Here is a 15,486-nt window from a genome sequence, read left to right as displayed (position 1 = left end):
CCTCCTGTTTATCTAGCGTATTGCATAGTTTGTTTCCAAATACGTAAGTGCGGGCTTGAACTATAAATCGATTCAACGGTTCCTCTATCTCTTCCGACCCATACACCCATTGTGTATTGATCTGTCAAGCCAACAAACCAAATGTCTTTGTAGTCATTGGATGTCCCTGTTTTTCCCCCAATGTAAGGAGAATTGAAATTCGCCTTTTTCCCTGTTCCACTTTTCACAACAGATGCAAGCAGCTTGCGCATTGTTTCATTTGTACGCTGAGAGTAGATTTGCTTCGGCGACTCTTTCCACTTGTAAAGGGTTTTGCCGTTTAAGTCTGTGACCTTTGTAATGGAGTGATTTCGCGTATAGGCACCTTGATTGCCAAACACGGTATATGCATCGGTTATTTCTAGCGGCGAGAAGCCTTTTGTAAATCCTCCAAGTGCAGAAGGGAGGCGGTAATCATCTGCGACAATATGTTCGAATGAAAACTTTTCTAAATAGCTGAAGCCTTTTTTGACACCGACTGTATCAAGCATACGAATCGCTGGTGTATTGTAAGAATTCTTAAAGGCTGTTTCAAGTGTTACAGTTCCATACGTTTTATGATTATAGTTTTGCGGGCAATATCCGCTACTGCAAAACTTGCCGGCACTGATTTTGCTTGATGCCGTGGCACCGGTTTGATCAATATAAGGGCCATAATCTAACAGCGGCTTAATTGCGGAACCTGGTTGTCTTTGCGCTTGATAGGCGTAGTTGAAATCAAACTTTTTATAATTCTTCCCGCCAGCAAGTGCGACGATTTGGTGGGTTTGGTGGTTAATGACTGCTGAACCGCCTTCCACACCTTGATAAGGCAATTGTGCATTGAGCTGATAGACCGCTCTTTGTTGTAAGGAAGGGTCTAGTGCTGTATAAATCTTCACACCATCTTGAAGCAATGCACTAACCTTTTCTGATAATTCTTTTTGAATCGCCTTTTTTGCGCCAGCTGTTTTGGCTTTTTTCAATCGTTTTGTAAAGCCTTCCTGATCAGACACCAGATCGGTAAATTCTTCATTGGCGTATGTCACATAGTCAGGGTAAAGATTTTTCTTTTCACTTAAGGACAAGCTGATTTTTTCTTTCACTGCTTTTTTGTATTGCTTCTTCGTAATGACACCATCTTTTTCTAAAATACCAAGCAGCCGTTCCTGGCGTTTCTTTGTATGTTTGAATTGTTTCAATGGGTCATACAGCGTAGGGTTGTTAGGAATCGCAGAAATAAATGCCATCTGTGCAAGCGTCAAAGAACTAAGCGGCTTATCAAAATAGTAATTAGCCGCAGAACCGACACCGTAAACCCCGTTACTGAAATAAATCGTATTTAAATAGCTTTCGAGAATTTCCTCTTTTGTAAATTTTCGCTCGAGCTCATAGGAATAGAGCAGTTCTGTAAACTTTCGGCTGAATGAACGTTCATGACTTAAATATAAATTACGGGATAACTGTTGTGTGATGGTGCTAGCGCCTTGGCTAATGCCATGGTTTTTCACATTTGCGGCAAGGGCACGAATCACGCCCATAAAGTCAATGCCTTTATGGTCATAAAAGTTGCGGTCCTCTGATCGGAGGAACAGCTCCTTGACGGAATCAGGAATTTTATCGTACTTCACGAAAACACGGTTCTCATCGTTTGATACGATCTCAGAGATAAGAGAACCATCTCGATCATACATATAACTGTTTTGGGAAAAGTCTACCTTTTCCAGCTTGATTTTTTGATCAAGCACTTCGTTAACAGGTTTTACACTTGCGGCTTCTTCCTTTGATAGATAAAAAGTCAGAACAAATAATGGGATGAGGGCAGCAAGTAATAACCAACCAATGATTGCACGAAACATGAGGTCACTCACTTTCTTCGGATTTCTAGCCATATCGTACCATTCTTTTGCGATTACGAGAAGGTTATTTTTAGAAAAGAATAGACGTGAAGTCTAGTAAACAAGGCATTTAGACAGAAGAAAAGAGTATCTGATGATGGATCAGACACTCCTCTCTTTTGTCTTTGATTGTGAGCGGACCGCCCATAAAAATAATGCCCCGAAAAGGAAAATGCCGGCGGTGACATAAAAGACAGCTGGAATTCCGTAATGACTCGCCACAATACCGCCTATGACGGGTCCGACGACATTTCCAAGAAAGCGGAAGCTGACATTGTAACCAAGCACTTCCCCTTGCATAGAGGCAGGCGCTTTGATGCGAATATAGGCCGTCGTACAAGGAATGATGCCGCCTAGTGCCATCCCGTATAAGAAACGGAAGATCACTAACATCCCGTAGGAATCTGCCATCGCTTGCGGGATGAATAAAATGGAGGAGAGGATGAGAAGGGCAAGCAGCACCTTATCGTGACCAATACGATCTCCAAGGTCTCCCCATTTCCGTGTAAACAGCAAATTGCCAAGCCCTGTTGCAGAAAACGCCAGCCCTGCATAAAAGGCAAGATTGACTGGGCCGTGTAAATCATGAATGTACAAGGCTAAAAGCGGCTGAATACTAAAGTTCCCGACTTGCGTAATAAATGTGAGTAGCATGGTGACGACAAGCAAAGGCTGTTTGAAAATATGGACAAGGACGTCCTTCCGTGAGTAAGAAACCCGTTTTGCTTCTTTTGAACGGATCGGCTGTTCTTTCACACCGAAGATAATGACAATCGCTGACACATATATGACAGCAGCTGTTAAGAAAAATGTATAAATGAATCCGACACTGTCTGCCATAAATCCACCCATTAATGGACCGAATAAGCCTCCGGCAACATTACTCATCTGCATCGTACCAAGGGTCTTACCGGCTGTTGCCTTTTCGGTCTGTGCAGAAATCAGTGCCATCGAAGTCGAAATAAAGCCTGTCACAAGCCCCATGAAAAGCCTTAACGCAAATAGTTGATAAACGGTTTGAACAAGCCCCATTAATAAAATGCTTGTTGCAATCCCAATGCCGTTAATGAGCAAAATCTTTTTATAGCCATGCCGGTCACCAATCCGTCCCCAAATTGGAGAAATGAGAAAGGCTGTTAAAAACGTAACCCCAAAGACATAGCCGCTCCATCTTTGAACAAATTCATTCGAATAACTGCTATCAAGAGACTCTATGTAAAGTGATAAAAAAGGGACGATCATTGTAATGCTGGCAGATACAAAAAAGTTCACAAACCACATGATGTACAAGTTTTTCTTCCTGTTTGTGATAAAGACCACCTTCTTTATTTATTTCGTGTTCCTTAATAATTATAAAGGAAAATAAACGATCTTTCATCTGATGAATAGGTTGGGCATAGTGAATCTGCATTATTTTCACGAAAATGAAGTGATTTCAAAGTCCGTCTTAATATAATAGTAGCAGGATGGAAAACAGACGAGAAAGTGGGGTGAGACTGATGGAACAGAAGACGCTGCTTGTGGTCGATTTTGAATTTACGATGCCTGATGGGAAATATCATCCGCAAAATTTTTTCCCGGAAATCATTGAGGCCGGTGTCGTTAAAGCATCAAATGAAACGATCATAGACACATTCTCAAGCTATGTCAAACCGAAAAAGTTCCCGAAGCTGACAAAGCGCTGTAAATCGTTCCTTGGCATTACGCAGCAGGATGTAGAAAGCGGGATTTCTTTTGAGGCGTTTATCGAGAAGCTCGTGTCACTCGATGGGGGAGAAGACTGTGAGATTATCACATGGGGAAATATGGACATGAAGGTACTGAAGCAAAACTGTATGCTCAATCATATTGGTTTTCCTTTTAAGGGGAATCAAAGGGATCTGGCTTTTGAATATAAAACCTTTTTTGGGGATAGAACACTCACAGGACTTCGGAAAGCAGCTAAGGAGTACGGCAGTGAAGGAGCTGGTAAGCATCATAAAGCACTCGATGATGCCATGACCACTTATCAGCTGTTCACCCTTTTTGAAAAAGATCGATCCTATGTGGAAAATCCGCAAACAACCAAAATTGGTGAACTCATTGACTTCTCTCACTTTTTTGATTCGGCAGATTAGCGGGCGTCTTCTGGAAAATAATCTTTTTCAAGAGAAGAGAGGCACGCTCTTGATTTTTCAGCCCACTTGGAATCATCCGCACTGAGCCCTTTTTTCAATTTGTCTACGGCGTCTTTCATTGATACTTGATAATCAGGTATGTCGCCATCATAAGGCTTGACCATATGATGAGGGATGTTCGTCTGTTCCCTAAAGGCCAAAGCCCGTCTTTCCTGAAAAAAAGGTACGTCCGCTTCTTTTGGATGATGCAGGTCACCTTGAGTGGGGTGTGTTAAAACCGCTTTTACTTGAACGAGATAAGTAGATGGTTTAATGTCTGTCACTTCCCCAATGTAAACACCTGTTTTGTAAAAACCTTTCACGATTTGTCCAATCTGAATGTCTGTCATATGAAATTCCTCCATTTCCTTCGCATAAGAAGGTATTTCCTTTCTTTTAGCCAATATAGTGAAGTAAACGAGCAAAAGGGGGAAGAGCGGAACATGTCGTTCATCATATTCTTTCTACTGTATTTTCCTGAAGATAAAAGGGAGTATATCCCTGCGGCAATCACGACGGTGCTTTTCTTTGCTGCTGCATTTATTTGCTTTCGTCTGATCGTTCGTGCTTCTAAGAAGCAGGAGCAGATCGATGAAAAAAGGACAAAAAAAATGGATTGATCATTTTCTTCTTGTATCTTCAGGAAACTTCACGGTGACTGTTGTACCAGACTGCAATGAGCTTTTGAAACGAATCGTTCCATGATGATTTTCAATGATGGAAAATGTCACTGTCAACCCAAGCCCTGTTCCTTTATTTTTCAATGTGTAATAGGGTTCACCAAGCTTTTTCATTTGGCTTTCTGACATGCCTACACCGTTATCAACGAAATAAAGGCAGATTCGATGATTTTCTTTTGAAGCAAACAGTTCGATTTTACCTTCGTGTTCGGGCGCTGCTTCGATTGCATTTTTGATTAAATTAATCATGACTTGTTTGATTTTCGTTTCATCCCCTTGGATGTATAAGTCTGGTTCTATCGATTGATGAATCGTGACCGACTTAAAATTCGCATAGGATGTCATCAGCGATGCACACTCTTCAAGTAATTTAGATAAATTGAGAGATTCAATTTGATAATAATTTTGTTTCGCAATATCAAGATAGCTCGTAATAATATCCTGCGCACGGTCAAGTTCAGATAAAACGAGATTTTTATAATCTTTATTGGTTGACGGCTCTTTCGTATTGTCACTTGAAAAGAGCAGTTGGATAAATCCTCTCACCACCGTCAGTGGATTGCGGACTTCATGGGCGACACTTGCTGCAAGTTCACTCACAATCGTCAGTTTCTCTGATTGGACAAGCTGTGTTCTCATTTGCGCATTCTCTTTCACAAACTCAATGGAATAAATACTCAGCACAAGAAAGAATATGTAGTAAAGAGTTGAGAAAAATAATTCGAGCAGCTTTTGTTGCATAATGAATGCAGGGCTGTACTCAATTAAGCTGACCACAAGCAGTCCAATGTAAATAAACATCCCTTTTGATAACGCAATCATGACTCCGTATAACAGCTTTCTCTGCTTAGAATATTGGCGCCATTTCCGGTAAAGCAGGAAAGGAATGAAAAAGTAAATCGGTACAACAATCAATCCAACCCATAAAAAAGAGCCATACATCACGAACTTTACGGTTGAACTAACTAAGATAGCGACGATTCCGGCGGTATATCCCCCGTATAAAATAGCCAGTACAAGGGGAATCGATTGAAGCCCAGTCTGCAAATCTAAAATCGAACCAACTGGATACATAATACATAGTGCTGATGAAATGGATGCAAATATGGTGATGAGCAGTTTATTCGTTTTAGGGAAATGAGCAGGGGTCCGGCTTAGCCATAGTGCATGATATAAAAAGATTGGAAATAGAATAAAAGATACATGGAGCAGAAAATCCTTGAACATTTCCATTTAAATGCTCTCCTCGTAAATAATTGTAATTCCTCTCATTATATCATTTCATGTACAAAGTAGATATGATAATAGGAGGGTTTTTTTCTTTAAAAAGAACACCCGTTAGGATGTTCTTTTGATAGAAATGGTTTTATTCGGATGATTGAGTGAATGCTTGATGAAGGCGCTTCAGACCTTCTTTCACTGTTCCAGCAGGACAGCCTAGATTCATTCGAATAAAGCCGTCTCCTTCGTGCCCATATACGTTTCCGAGCTCTAGTATGACCTTGCCCTTTTTCAGCAGATTACGTTTCAATTCTGCTTGAGTGAGCTCATAATTACGAATATCCAGCCACAATAGATAAGAAGCATCTGGTTTCATATAACGCATGCTCGGCAGATATTCATCAATATAATCCATTGCGATCTTCATATTATTTTCGAGATAAAGAACAAGTGAATCAAGCCACTCATCTCCGTGGCGATAGGCCGCCTCCATGGCAGGAATCGCAAAGGCATTCAGTTTAGACAATCCATTTCTTTGCACTTCATTGGTGAAAAGGGTTCTTTTTTCTTCATCAGAAATGATAATGGCAGATGCCTGAAGACCAGCTAAATTAAATGTTTTACTCGGTGCAATACACGTTACCGTGATGTTAGCTATCTCATCAGAAAGGCTCGCAAAAGGCACATGCGGCTGCCCGTAAAGCATCAGATCGGAATGAATTTCATCTGACACGACGGTGACACCGTACTGTACACATAAATCTCCTACACGCTTTAATTCCTCTTTTGACCAAGCTCTCCCTGAAGGATTATGCGGATGACAAAGAAACATCAGCTTTGCTTCTGGCCTGCTTAATTTCTTCTCTAAATCATTAAAATCCATCATGTAACGGTTGTTTTCTATTTTTAAAGGGTTGGTTGAGACGATACGCCCGTTTCTTTCAATCATTTGATAGAAGGGCGTATACACCGGTGACTGAATGACCACTTCATCATTCGGAGCTGTAAAGGCTTGTACCGCAAAACTAAGTGCTGTCACGATACCTGGTGTGAAGGTGACGGCATCTGTTTGTATCGTCCAACCGTGTCTTCTTTTGACCCAGTCAGCTACTGCTTGCTGCGTATCCTGATCCTGAAATGCATAGCCGAATACGCCGTGATCTAATCGTTCTTTTAAAGCATCAAGCACGACTTGGGGCGCTTTAAAATCCATATCTGCTACCCACATTGGCAGCGCATCTGTTGTCAGGAACAAAGACTCTGCTTGATCCCATTTGACTGATTTTGAACCTTTACGTATGATCTGTTCGTCGAAATTCATGAAACCCACCTCTAGCCGTTTTTCAACCATTCTTGGTTGTGCTAAAATAAACATCACAAAATTTATTATAAGCGGTGATACCCATGAAAGATAGTCAAGCTGTAGAAGAGATGATTCAAGTCATTAAGGCATGGGACCCTTTTCAATATGGAGAGGACTTTTACGAAACGGAGCCTGCTGACGTCATCAGTGCCTTATACGACGCAGAAGACCCGTTATCTTTCGCGAAAGACATTCAAGCCATTTACCATCACTCGTTTGATCAGCTTCTTCCGATGGAAAGCTGCCAGCATATCGCAAATCAGCTTTTTGTCATAAGAGAAGGTAACTCCTGCTCGCTTTAAGACAGGCTGAAATGACCAATTTGATCAGACACAAAGACCGGATTTTCCTCAGGGATGAGGTGCCCGGTTTTTTTTAATGCATGCAAGGTTGAATGCGGTAGATCCTTGTGCAGTCTTTCGCCAATTTGAATAGGAACGATCCGGTCTTCCTCCCCCCAAATCAGCAGGACAGGTGTCTCCATTTTCTTCAAGACATCTGACGCTAAATCGCCTTCCCTGTGCCGAATCAAACGAAAAATACCTCTGAAAATTTGGTCATCTGAAAAAGGCTTTAAATATCCGTCCACCATCTCTTGATCAATAATCGAATGATCATGCACAACAGCGGTTAAATTCTTCATAATACCTTGCTTGAACAACTTTCTTTTTAAATAAAGATAAAAATAAGGAATATATGTGCTGTAAACAAGCGACTTTTTGGACTTATTCATATACCCTGAGCTGCACAAAAGAACAGCTTTTTCAAATAGGTCGGGACGCTCAGATGCAGCATATAAAGCAATTTGTCCCCCCATGGAATGCCCCACGAGGATCGCATGCTGAATCTGCAAATAACCAGCTAGTTCAATAATGATTTTTGCCATGTTGCGATAGCTGTAAATGAACGTATTCGATTTTTCGGACTGCCCGAATGGAGGCAGATCAATCGCAATTAAATTGAAGTCTTGTTTCAGAAGCGGGATGAGCTTTCGATAGCTGAAGGTAGATGAGAAAAGACCGTGAATCAAAATCAATGTCTTCTTACCTTCATTTGGATAGTGTTCGTAATAGATATCTAAACCGAATTTACTTTTCATATAGGATGGCTGTACAATGTCCACACTCATCAACTCCGATATTTGATACTCACTCTCTGTTAGGTGACTGTATTGTACCCTAAAAAGTGGATTTTAAGCTACGATTAGAATCTTTTCCCTGCTTAGCATAATGGGAAAAACGTGCTATAATGTTCAGAAGATTTTTTAAAACTAGCTTTTTACAATCAGAGGTGTGAAATCAATGAAACTAACCGAAAAAGAAACTGAAATATTAGAGATTTTAGATGAAAACAGCCGCGCCGATTTAAATACAATTGCAAAAATGGCAGGTGTGACATCAGAAGAAGCAGAAGCCATTATTCAAAAGCTCGAAGATCAAAAAGTCATTATTGATTATTCGACCATGATTGACTGGCGAAAAGTAGACGGACACGAAGGCGTTACAGCGATGATTGATGTGAAAGTGACCCCAAAAAGAGGCGTCGGTTTTGATGAAATTGCTGAACGCATTTACAGGTTCCAAGAAGTGGAGTCCGTGTATTTAATGTCAGGCGTGTATGATTTATCTGTTGTGATCAGAGGAAGATCCATGTCTGATATCGCCCGCTTCGTATCTGAAAAATTATCGACACTTGATTCTGTTGTTTCAACCACTACCCACTTTATTTTGAAAAGATATAAGCATGATGGGAAAGTCTTTGAAACAGGGGACGATGACAAAAGAATCGTGGTGTCTCCTTAAATGAAAAAGTATTATTTATCTGAAACGGTACAAAGCATTCAGCCGTCAGGTATTCGGAAATTCTTTGATTTGGCAGCCACAATGGAAGGGGTTATCTCCCTCGGGGTCGGCGAACCGGATTTCGTGACAGCTTGGAATGTGAGAGAAGCTAGTATTATGTCTTTAGAACAAGGACTGACCTCTTATACAGCAAATGCTGGGTTGCTCTCTTTGCGAAAAGAATTGAGCCATTATTTATATAAGCGGTTTCACATTGAGTACAGTCCTGAAGAAGAACTCATTATTACCGTTGGCGGCAGCCAGGCGCTTGATTTGGCCTTTCGCGCCATTTTAAACAGCGGGGACGAAGTGATCATCCCAGAGCCTTGTTTCGTCGCATATGGGGCTCTGACGACACTTGCGGGCGGTGTACCGGTTTATTTAAGTACATCGGCTGAAAAAGATTTTAAAGCCGATTCTGCTGATCTTCGTACGAAGCTGACGCCGAAAACAAAAGCCATCTTGCTATGCTCTCCATCAAACCCAACAGGGTCTGTTTACTCGAAAGAAGAGCTTGAAGATATTGCTCAGTTTGCAAAGGAGCATGATCTTTTAATCATCACAGATGAGATTTATGCAGAGCTGACTTACGATGAAGCTTTTACGAGTGTGGCGGCGATTCAAGATATGAAGGAAAGAACGATTTTGATTTCAGGCTTTTCCAAAGGATTCGCTATGACGGGGTGGCGCTTAGGCTATGTGGCAGCACCGCCAGTCCTCCGTGATGCCATGCTGAAAATACATCAATATTCTATGATGTGTGCACCGGCTATGGCACAATATGCCGCAGAAGAAGCATTAAAAAATGGACTTGAAGATGTGGAGAAAATGAAGAAAAGCTACAGAAGACGCCGTAATTTGTTTGTCGGCTCTCTCAATGAACTTGGACTCACTTGCCACCAGCCAAACGGAGCGTTTTACGCTTTCCCGTCCATTAAAAGCACAGGCATGACTTCAGAACAATTTGCCGAGGAGCTGCTGCTTAGCGAGAAAGTAGCAGTTGTCCCTGGAAATGTATTCGGCCCAAGTGGTGAAGGACATATTCGTTGTTCATATGCGTCATCACTCGATCACTTGCAGGAATCACTTTCAAGAATCCAGCGTTTTTTGCAGAATAGACAAGTGCAAGAAGAGGCACCTGCTATCTTAAAATAAAAAAAAGGCATCAATCCATCTGGACTCATGCCTCTCAAATTAGGGGGGAATACTAGAAAGCATTCTTGTTTTCAGGTATTCCCCCTTTTGAACGGATCTAAACCCAATTAAAAAATATTTTGCGTAAAAGACCGTTCTGTGATATAGTTTTTAATTGCGTATAAACGAATATTAAAACATTTATTTAGGAGTTGTTATCATGGCGACAAAGTTTGAAGTAGGCAGTGTTTACACTGGTAAAGTAACAGGATTACAAGCGTATGGTGCGTTTGTTGCATTAGATGAAGAAACTCAAGGACTTGTGCACATTTCTGAAGTAACTCATGGTTTTGTAAAAGACATTAACGAGCACCTTTCAATTGGTGACGAAGTACAAGTGAAAGTTCTTTCTGTTGATGAAAATGCTGGTAAAATCAGCCTTTCTATCCGTGCGACACAAGATGCACCAGAAAGAAAAGAAAGCAAACCAAAGAAACAAAGACCACAGCAAGTGAAAGAAGAAGCTGCTGCACCACAAGGTTTCAATACACTAAAAGATAAACTTGAAGAGTGGATTGAGCAATCTAACCGTAAAGACCTTATCAAGAAATAAAAAAAGCACCGCTTCAAACGGTGCCTTAGGCTGCCACATAGGCAGTCTTTTTTTATGTCTTTTTCATTAGCGAACCTCTGGATTCGGCTCGTCACGGCGGACAGCTTCTTCGCTTGGCTTGAATAATAGACCAAGGTTAACAAGACCTGCAATTCCAACAAGACCATAAATAATACGTGATAATGCAGCACCTTGACCGCCAAAGATCGCTGCTACTAAGTCAAATTGAAAAAAGCCGATTAGTCCCCAGTTAATAGCACCGATAATCGTGAGCACGAGGGCAATACGTTGAATAGCACTCATCGTGATTCCTCCTTTCGCTACAGTATCAATACATTTATATTTTGCAGATTTTTAGCCAAACTATGCGTAAGAAAATGGATGAAAGCAAATTACTTTACTTTTGGAATGAAAGAGGCGCATAATGTAGCGCGAGGAGGAGATCACATGGATCGATTTACTTATTGGAACCCAACGAAATTAATCTTTGGAAAGGGAGAAGTATCAGCCCTTTCAGATGAACTAAAACACTACGGAAAAAACGTATTGCTTGTATATGGTGGAGGCAGCATTAAACGAAATGGCCTTTATGACCAAGTTGTCAGTATCTTAAAAGAATCAGGAGCTACAATTACTGAGCTTGCTGGTGTTGAGCCAAACCCGCGCTTAACAACGGTTAAAAAAGGGGTTGAGCTTTGCAAAGAGAACCAAATTGATTTTATTTTGGCAGTCGGCGGCGGTAGTGTCATTGACGCAACAAAAGCGATCGCAGCTGGTGCGAAATATGATGGAGATGCTTGGGATATCGTCACTCGTAAGCATGTCCCAATGGAAGCCATCCCATTTGGTACAGTATTAACACTTGCAGCGACAGGCTCTGAAATGAACTCTGGCTCCGTCATCACAAACTGGGAAACAAATGAGAAATACGGATGGGGCAGTCCAGCTGTCTTCCCTAAATTCTCTATTCTTGACCCAGTCAATACATTTACTGTGCCAAAAAACCATACGATTTATGGCATGGTCGACATGATGTCTCACGTGTTTGAACAATATTTCCATCACACGGAGAATACACCTTACCAAGATCGTATGTGTGAAGGACTTCTTCGTACGGTCATTGAAACAGCACCAAAGCTGATCAATGATTTGGAAAACTATGAGCTTCGTGAAACGATTTTATTCACAGGCACCATTGCACTGAATGGAATGCTTTCAATGGGCGCACGCGGAGACTGGGCATCTCACAATATTGAGCATGCGGTATCCGCTGTGTATGACATCCCTCATGCAGGCGGTCTTGCGATCTTGTTCCCGAACTGGATGAAACATGTCATTCAAGAAAACCCAGGTCGCTTCAAGCAATTAGCAGTGCGTGTATTCGATGTAGACCCTGCGGGCAAAACAGACGAAGAAGTTGGCTTAGAAGGAATCGAAAAACTTTCTGCTTTCTGGACAAGTCTAGGAGCACCAAACCGTTTAGCTGACTATGACATCAACGATGAGAAAATTGATCTGATTGCAGACCGTGCAATGGCACGTGGTGAATTTGGCCAATTTAAAAAGCTGAACAAAGAAGATGTTCTAGCTATTTTAAACGCTTCTTTATAATCGAACATGGAAAAGATAGCTGCTTTTAAGCAGTTATCTTTTTTGAGTTCTGCATGTACATATGTTACAGTAGTCTTTCATGTTTTTGGATATAAATGTTTTAAGGAGATGTAGAACAGATGGAAAACTTTATTTACTATAATCCAACGAAATTGATGTTTGGAAAAGGACAACTAGACGGACTAAAAAGCGAACTCGCTCGTTATGGAAAGCGAGTGCTTCTTGTATATGGTGGAGGCAGTATTAAGAAAAATGGTCTTTATGATAAGGTTATCAGCGCTTTAAATGAAGCAGAGGCTGACGTATTTGAACTGTCAGGAGTCGAACCGAACCCTCGTCTCACTACAGTGCAAAAAGGGATCGACATTTGCCAAAATGAGAACATTGATTTCTTATTAGCAGTTGGTGGGGGAAGTGTCATCGACTGTACAAAAGCCATTGCAGCTGGAGCAGAATATGACGGGGATGTATGGGATATTATTTCAAAGAAAACGACCGCTCAAAAAGCACTGCCATTTGGCACAGTATTGACACTTGCAGCGACAGGCTCAGAAATGAACCCGGATTCTGTGATCACGAACTGGGAAACAAATGAAAAGTACGTGTGGGGCAGTTCAGTCACGCACCCTGCTTTTTCAATTTTAGATCCTGAGCACACATATTCTGTGCCAGAGAATCAAACGGTGTATGGCATGGTTGATATGATGAGCCATGTGTTTGAACAATACTTCCATAATGTCAAAAACACGCCTCTACAAGATCGGATGTGTTTTGCTGTTCTTCAAACAGTCATCGAGACAGCACCAAAGCTACTTGAAGACTTACAAAACTATGAGCACCGTGAAACCATCCTTTATGCAGGAACAATTGCTTTAAATGGCACGCTGCAAATGGGCTATTTTGGCGACTGGGCATCACATACGATTGAGCATGCTGTATCAGCAGTCTATGACATTCCGCATGCAGGTGGACTTGCGATCCTCTTCCCAAACTGGATGCGTCATACACTTGATCACAATGTCGAACGTTTTAAAAACCTCATGTTGAACATGTTTGACATTGAGACAGAAGGAAAATCGGATCGTGACATCGCATTAGAAGGAATCGACAAGCTGTCAGCCTTCTGGACAAGCCTCGGTGCACCGAGCCGTTTAGCGGATTATGATATTGGTGAAGATCAACTGGACAAAATTGCTGACATCGCAGCAAAAGAAATGGAATATGGTGGTTTTGGTAACTTTATGAAACTTGGCCGTGATGACATTTTAGCGATTTTGAAAGCTTCTCTATAATTTGGATGGCCGCTTCTCTTCATGAGGAGCGGCTTTTTGCTGTCCAATGACGATCACTTGATTTCAATAGCTAGTTCCGCTAATGTGAAAGGGACAGAACTAACGTAATGGAGGGCTTACAAGCGATGACACATATTCAATTTGACTACTCGAAAGCGTTACCTTTCTTTCAAGAACATGAGCTTACATATTTAAAAGATTTTGTGAAGGTGGCCCATCATAATATTCATGAACAAACGGGTACTGGCAGTGATTATTTAGGCTGGGTTGACTTACCGAAGCAATATGATCGCGAAGAATTTGCCCGCATTAAAAAAAGTGCAGAAAAGATTAAATCTGATTCTGATGTATTACTCGTTGTTGGAATTGGTGGTTCTTATCTTGGCGCACGTGCGGCCATTGAGTTTTTAAACCATTCTTTCTATAATAGTTTGCCAAAAGGCAAACGCAAAACACCGCAAATCATCTTTATTGGAAACAACATCAGTTCTTCTTATTTAACAGATGTAATGGATCTGCTAGAAGATGCCGATTTCTCCATTAACGTGATTTCAAAATCTGGTACAACTACAGAGCCAGCCATTGCGTTCCGTATCTTTAAAAAGCTCCTTATCGAAAAATATGGTGCTGAAGAAGCGAAAAAACGCATCTATGCGACAACTGACAAGGCACGCGGCGCACTCAAAACATTAGCAACTGAAGAAGGCTATGAATCATTTATCATCCCTGATGACGTCGGTGGACGCTATTCCGTCTTAACAGCAGTTGGTCTATTGCCAATCGCTGTAAGCGGTGCAGACATTGATCAAATGATGGAAGGTGCTGCGAAAGCAAGTGAAGACTTCGCTTCATCTGAGCTCTCAGAAAATGCGGCTTACCAATATGCGGTTGTCCGTAATGTTCTTTACAATAAAGGACGGACAATTGAAATGCTGATTAACTATGAGCCAGGCTTACAGTACTTTGCGGAGTGGTGGAAGCAGTTATTCGGCGAAAGTGAAGGGAAAGATGAAAAAGGAATCTATCCTTCATCTGCGAACTTCTCAACGGATCTTCATTCACTTGGTCAATATGTACAAGAAGGAAGAAGAGACTTGTTTGAAACCATCGTGAATGTAGACAAGCCACGACATGAACTTGTCATCGAAGCAGAAGAACAAGACCTTGATGGGTTAAACTATCTTGCAGGAAAAACGGTTGATTTCGTCAATAAAAAAGCATTTGAAGGCACAATGCTTGCTCATACGGATGGAAAAGTACCGAACCTGATTGTGACAATTCCTGAAATGGATGCTTATACATTCGGATATCTCGTGTACTTCTTTGAAAAAGCATGTGCGATGTCTGGGTATTTACTAGGCGTCAATCCATTCGACCAGCCTGGAGTAGAAGCGTATAAAGTGAACATGTTTGCTTTATTAGGAAAACCGGGCTTCGAAGAGAAAAAGGCAGAACTTGAGAGCCGTCTCAAACAATCATAAGAATAAAAGGCACATCTTTTCATAAGATGTGCCTCAGATTGTTGACAAAGGGCTAAAATGAACTGTATTTTAGCCCTTTGTCTTCTTTTTAGCGTGATAGAAAACCTTTGAAGTCTAGGAAGGACGAGCACTGGAGCGGAGCGAATTTGACATTCGTGAGCACCAGTGCGCAGGACTG

At 41.4% G+C, this 15,486-nt stretch carries 16 protein-coding genes; 9 read left to right on the top strand and 7 right to left on the bottom strand.

Going from position 1 to position 15,486, the window contains the following annotated elements; all coding sequences use genetic code 11:
* Positions 1-8 precede the first annotated feature (8 nt).
* Positions 9-1,910, bottom strand: coding sequence for a transglycosylase domain-containing protein (locus ASG46_RS00820; protein ID WP_017358954.1), 1,902 nt, complete (start codon positions 1,908-1,910; stop codon positions 9-11).
* A 108-nt stretch (positions 1,911-2,018) separates the two neighbouring features.
* Entirely contained in the window at positions 2,019-3,197 is a 1,179-nt protein-coding gene (locus ASG46_RS00815; RefSeq protein ID WP_220482436.1) for an MFS transporter, read from the bottom strand.
* A gap of 218 nt (positions 3,198-3,415) precedes the next feature.
* Between ASG46_RS00815 and kapD the strand changes: the two genes are divergently transcribed.
* Complete coding sequence (gene kapD, locus ASG46_RS00810; protein WP_008345814.1) at positions 3,416-4,033, top strand: 3'-5' exonuclease KapD; 618 nt, start codon at positions 3,416-3,418, stop codon at positions 4,031-4,033.
* On the opposite strand, the gene ASG46_RS00805 is transcribed toward kapD, so the two are convergent.
* The gene (locus ASG46_RS00805) at positions 4,030-4,422 is read right to left on the bottom strand and encodes a kinase-associated lipoprotein B (RefSeq protein ID WP_056702618.1); all 393 of its coding nucleotides are present in this window, start codon (positions 4,420-4,422) and stop codon (positions 4,030-4,032) included. The two genes, kapD and ASG46_RS00805, sit on opposite strands and share 4 nt — an antisense overlap.
* 93 nt (positions 4,423-4,515) lie before the next feature.
* Between ASG46_RS00805 and ASG46_RS21060 the strand changes: the two genes are divergently transcribed.
* Positions 4,516-4,692, top strand: a complete 177-nt coding sequence (locus ASG46_RS21060; RefSeq protein ID WP_008345810.1) for a hypothetical protein — start codon at positions 4,516-4,518, stop codon at positions 4,690-4,692.
* On the opposite strand, the gene ASG46_RS00800 is transcribed toward ASG46_RS21060, so the two are convergent.
* A complete protein-coding gene (locus ASG46_RS00800) occupies positions 4,693-5,985 on the bottom strand; it encodes a sensor histidine kinase (protein ID WP_024719721.1) in 1,293 nt (430 codons plus the stop codon).
* A 133-nt stretch (positions 5,986-6,118) separates the two neighbouring features.
* Positions 6,119-7,294: a MalY/PatB family protein gene (locus ASG46_RS00795; protein WP_056702615.1), complete on the bottom strand. Its 1,176-nt coding sequence runs from the start codon at positions 7,292-7,294 to the stop codon at positions 6,119-6,121.
* Positions 7,295-7,377: 83 nt separating this feature from the next.
* Between ASG46_RS00795 and ASG46_RS00790 the strand changes: the two genes are divergently transcribed.
* On the top strand, positions 7,378-7,638 hold the full coding sequence (locus tag ASG46_RS00790; RefSeq protein ID WP_019744047.1) for a YugE family protein: 261 nt from the start codon (positions 7,378-7,380) through the stop codon (positions 7,636-7,638).
* Here the strand turns inward: ASG46_RS00790 and ASG46_RS00785 are convergent.
* On the bottom strand, positions 7,635-8,459 hold the full coding sequence (locus tag ASG46_RS00785) for an alpha/beta fold hydrolase (RefSeq protein ID WP_017367944.1): 825 nt from the start codon (positions 8,457-8,459) through the stop codon (positions 7,635-7,637). The genes ASG46_RS00790 and ASG46_RS00785 overlap by 4 nt on opposite strands.
* Positions 8,460-8,637: 178 nt before the next feature.
* Between ASG46_RS00785 and ASG46_RS00780 the strand changes: the two genes are divergently transcribed.
* The 3 genes from ASG46_RS00780 (at position 8,638) to yugI (ending at position 10,924) form a co-directional block, all read left to right on the top strand.
* Positions 8,638-9,138, top strand: coding sequence for an Lrp/AsnC family transcriptional regulator (locus tag ASG46_RS00780; RefSeq protein WP_007500517.1), 501 nt, complete (start codon positions 8,638-8,640; stop codon positions 9,136-9,138).
* On the top strand, positions 9,139-10,332 hold the full coding sequence (locus ASG46_RS00775) for an aminotransferase (RefSeq protein ID WP_056702612.1): 1,194 nt from the start codon (positions 9,139-9,141) through the stop codon (positions 10,330-10,332).
* A 199-nt stretch (positions 10,333-10,531) separates the two neighbouring features.
* The gene (gene yugI, locus ASG46_RS00770; protein WP_007500519.1) at positions 10,532-10,924 is read left to right on the top strand and encodes a S1 domain-containing post-transcriptional regulator GSP13; all 393 of its coding nucleotides are present in this window, start codon (positions 10,532-10,534) and stop codon (positions 10,922-10,924) included.
* 66 nt (positions 10,925-10,990) lie between these two features.
* On the opposite strand, the gene ASG46_RS00765 is transcribed toward yugI, so the two are convergent.
* Entirely contained in the window at positions 10,991-11,227 is a 237-nt protein-coding gene (locus ASG46_RS00765; RefSeq protein ID WP_008345792.1) for a DUF378 domain-containing protein, read from the bottom strand.
* 144 nt (positions 11,228-11,371) lie between these two features.
* On the opposite strand from ASG46_RS00765, the gene ASG46_RS00760 reads away from it, so the two are divergent.
* The 3 genes from ASG46_RS00760 (at position 11,372) to ASG46_RS00750 (ending at position 15,308) form a co-directional block, all read left to right on the top strand.
* Positions 11,372-12,535, top strand: coding sequence for an iron-containing alcohol dehydrogenase (locus tag ASG46_RS00760; protein WP_056702609.1), 1,164 nt, complete (start codon positions 11,372-11,374; stop codon positions 12,533-12,535).
* Positions 12,536-12,654: 119 nt separating this feature from the next.
* Complete coding sequence (locus ASG46_RS00755) at positions 12,655-13,827, top strand: iron-containing alcohol dehydrogenase (protein ID WP_039169723.1); 1,173 nt, start codon at positions 12,655-12,657, stop codon at positions 13,825-13,827.
* 125 nt (positions 13,828-13,952) lie between these two features.
* Entirely contained in the window at positions 13,953-15,308 is a 1,356-nt protein-coding gene (locus ASG46_RS00750; protein ID WP_024719715.1) for a glucose-6-phosphate isomerase, read from the top strand.
* Positions 15,309-15,486 lie beyond the last annotated feature (178 nt).

Origin of the sequence: Bacillus sp. Leaf49, assembly GCF_001426125.1 — a bacterium.
Lineage (GTDB): Bacteria > Bacillota > Bacilli > Bacillales > Bacillaceae > Bacillus > Bacillus altitudinis.
The sequence above is the reverse complement of the archived record's forward strand: the minus strand, read 5'-3'. Positions and strand labels throughout refer to the sequence as shown.

What these genes read in the sequence shown, in the direction of transcription:
- ASG46_RS00780 (WP_007500517.1), top strand. Translation starts at nt 8,638, where the DNA reads ATGAAACTAACCGAAAAAGAAACTGAAATATTAGAGATTTTAGATGAA.
- ASG46_RS00775 (WP_056702612.1), top strand. Translation starts at nt 9,139, where the DNA reads ATGAAAAAGTATTATTTATCTGAAACGGTACAAAGCATTCAGCCGTCA.
- ASG46_RS00800 (WP_024719721.1), bottom strand. Translation starts at nt 5,985, where the DNA reads ATGGAAATGTTCAAGGATTTTCTGCTCCATGTATCTTTTATTCTATTT.
- yugI (WP_007500519.1), top strand. Translation starts at nt 10,532, where the DNA reads ATGGCGACAAAGTTTGAAGTAGGCAGTGTTTACACTGGTAAAGTAACA.
- ASG46_RS00795 (WP_056702615.1), bottom strand. Translation starts at nt 7,294, where the DNA reads ATGAATTTCGACGAACAGATCATACGTAAAGGTTCAAAATCAGTCAAA.
- ASG46_RS00820 (WP_017358954.1), bottom strand. Translation starts at nt 1,910, where the DNA reads ATGGCTAGAAATCCGAAGAAAGTGAGTGACCTCATGTTTCGTGCAATC.
- ASG46_RS21060 (WP_008345810.1), top strand. Translation starts at nt 4,516, where the DNA reads ATGTCGTTCATCATATTCTTTCTACTGTATTTTCCTGAAGATAAAAGG.
- ASG46_RS00790 (WP_019744047.1), top strand. Translation starts at nt 7,378, where the DNA reads ATGAAAGATAGTCAAGCTGTAGAAGAGATGATTCAAGTCATTAAGGCA.
- ASG46_RS00755 (WP_039169723.1), top strand. Translation starts at nt 12,655, where the DNA reads ATGGAAAACTTTATTTACTATAATCCAACGAAATTGATGTTTGGAAAA.
- ASG46_RS00815 (WP_220482436.1), bottom strand. Translation starts at nt 3,197, where the DNA reads ATGTGGTTTGTGAACTTTTTTGTATCTGCCAGCATTACAATGATCGTC.
- ASG46_RS00760 (WP_056702609.1), top strand. Translation starts at nt 11,372, where the DNA reads ATGGATCGATTTACTTATTGGAACCCAACGAAATTAATCTTTGGAAAG.
- ASG46_RS00805 (WP_056702618.1), bottom strand. Translation starts at nt 4,422, where the DNA reads ATGACAGACATTCAGATTGGACAAATCGTGAAAGGTTTTTACAAAACA.
- kapD (WP_008345814.1), top strand. Translation starts at nt 3,416, where the DNA reads ATGGAACAGAAGACGCTGCTTGTGGTCGATTTTGAATTTACGATGCCT.
- ASG46_RS00765 (WP_008345792.1), bottom strand. Translation starts at nt 11,227, where the DNA reads ATGAGTGCTATTCAACGTATTGCCCTCGTGCTCACGATTATCGGTGCT.
- ASG46_RS00750 (WP_024719715.1), top strand. Translation starts at nt 13,953, where the DNA reads ATGACACATATTCAATTTGACTACTCGAAAGCGTTACCTTTCTTTCAA.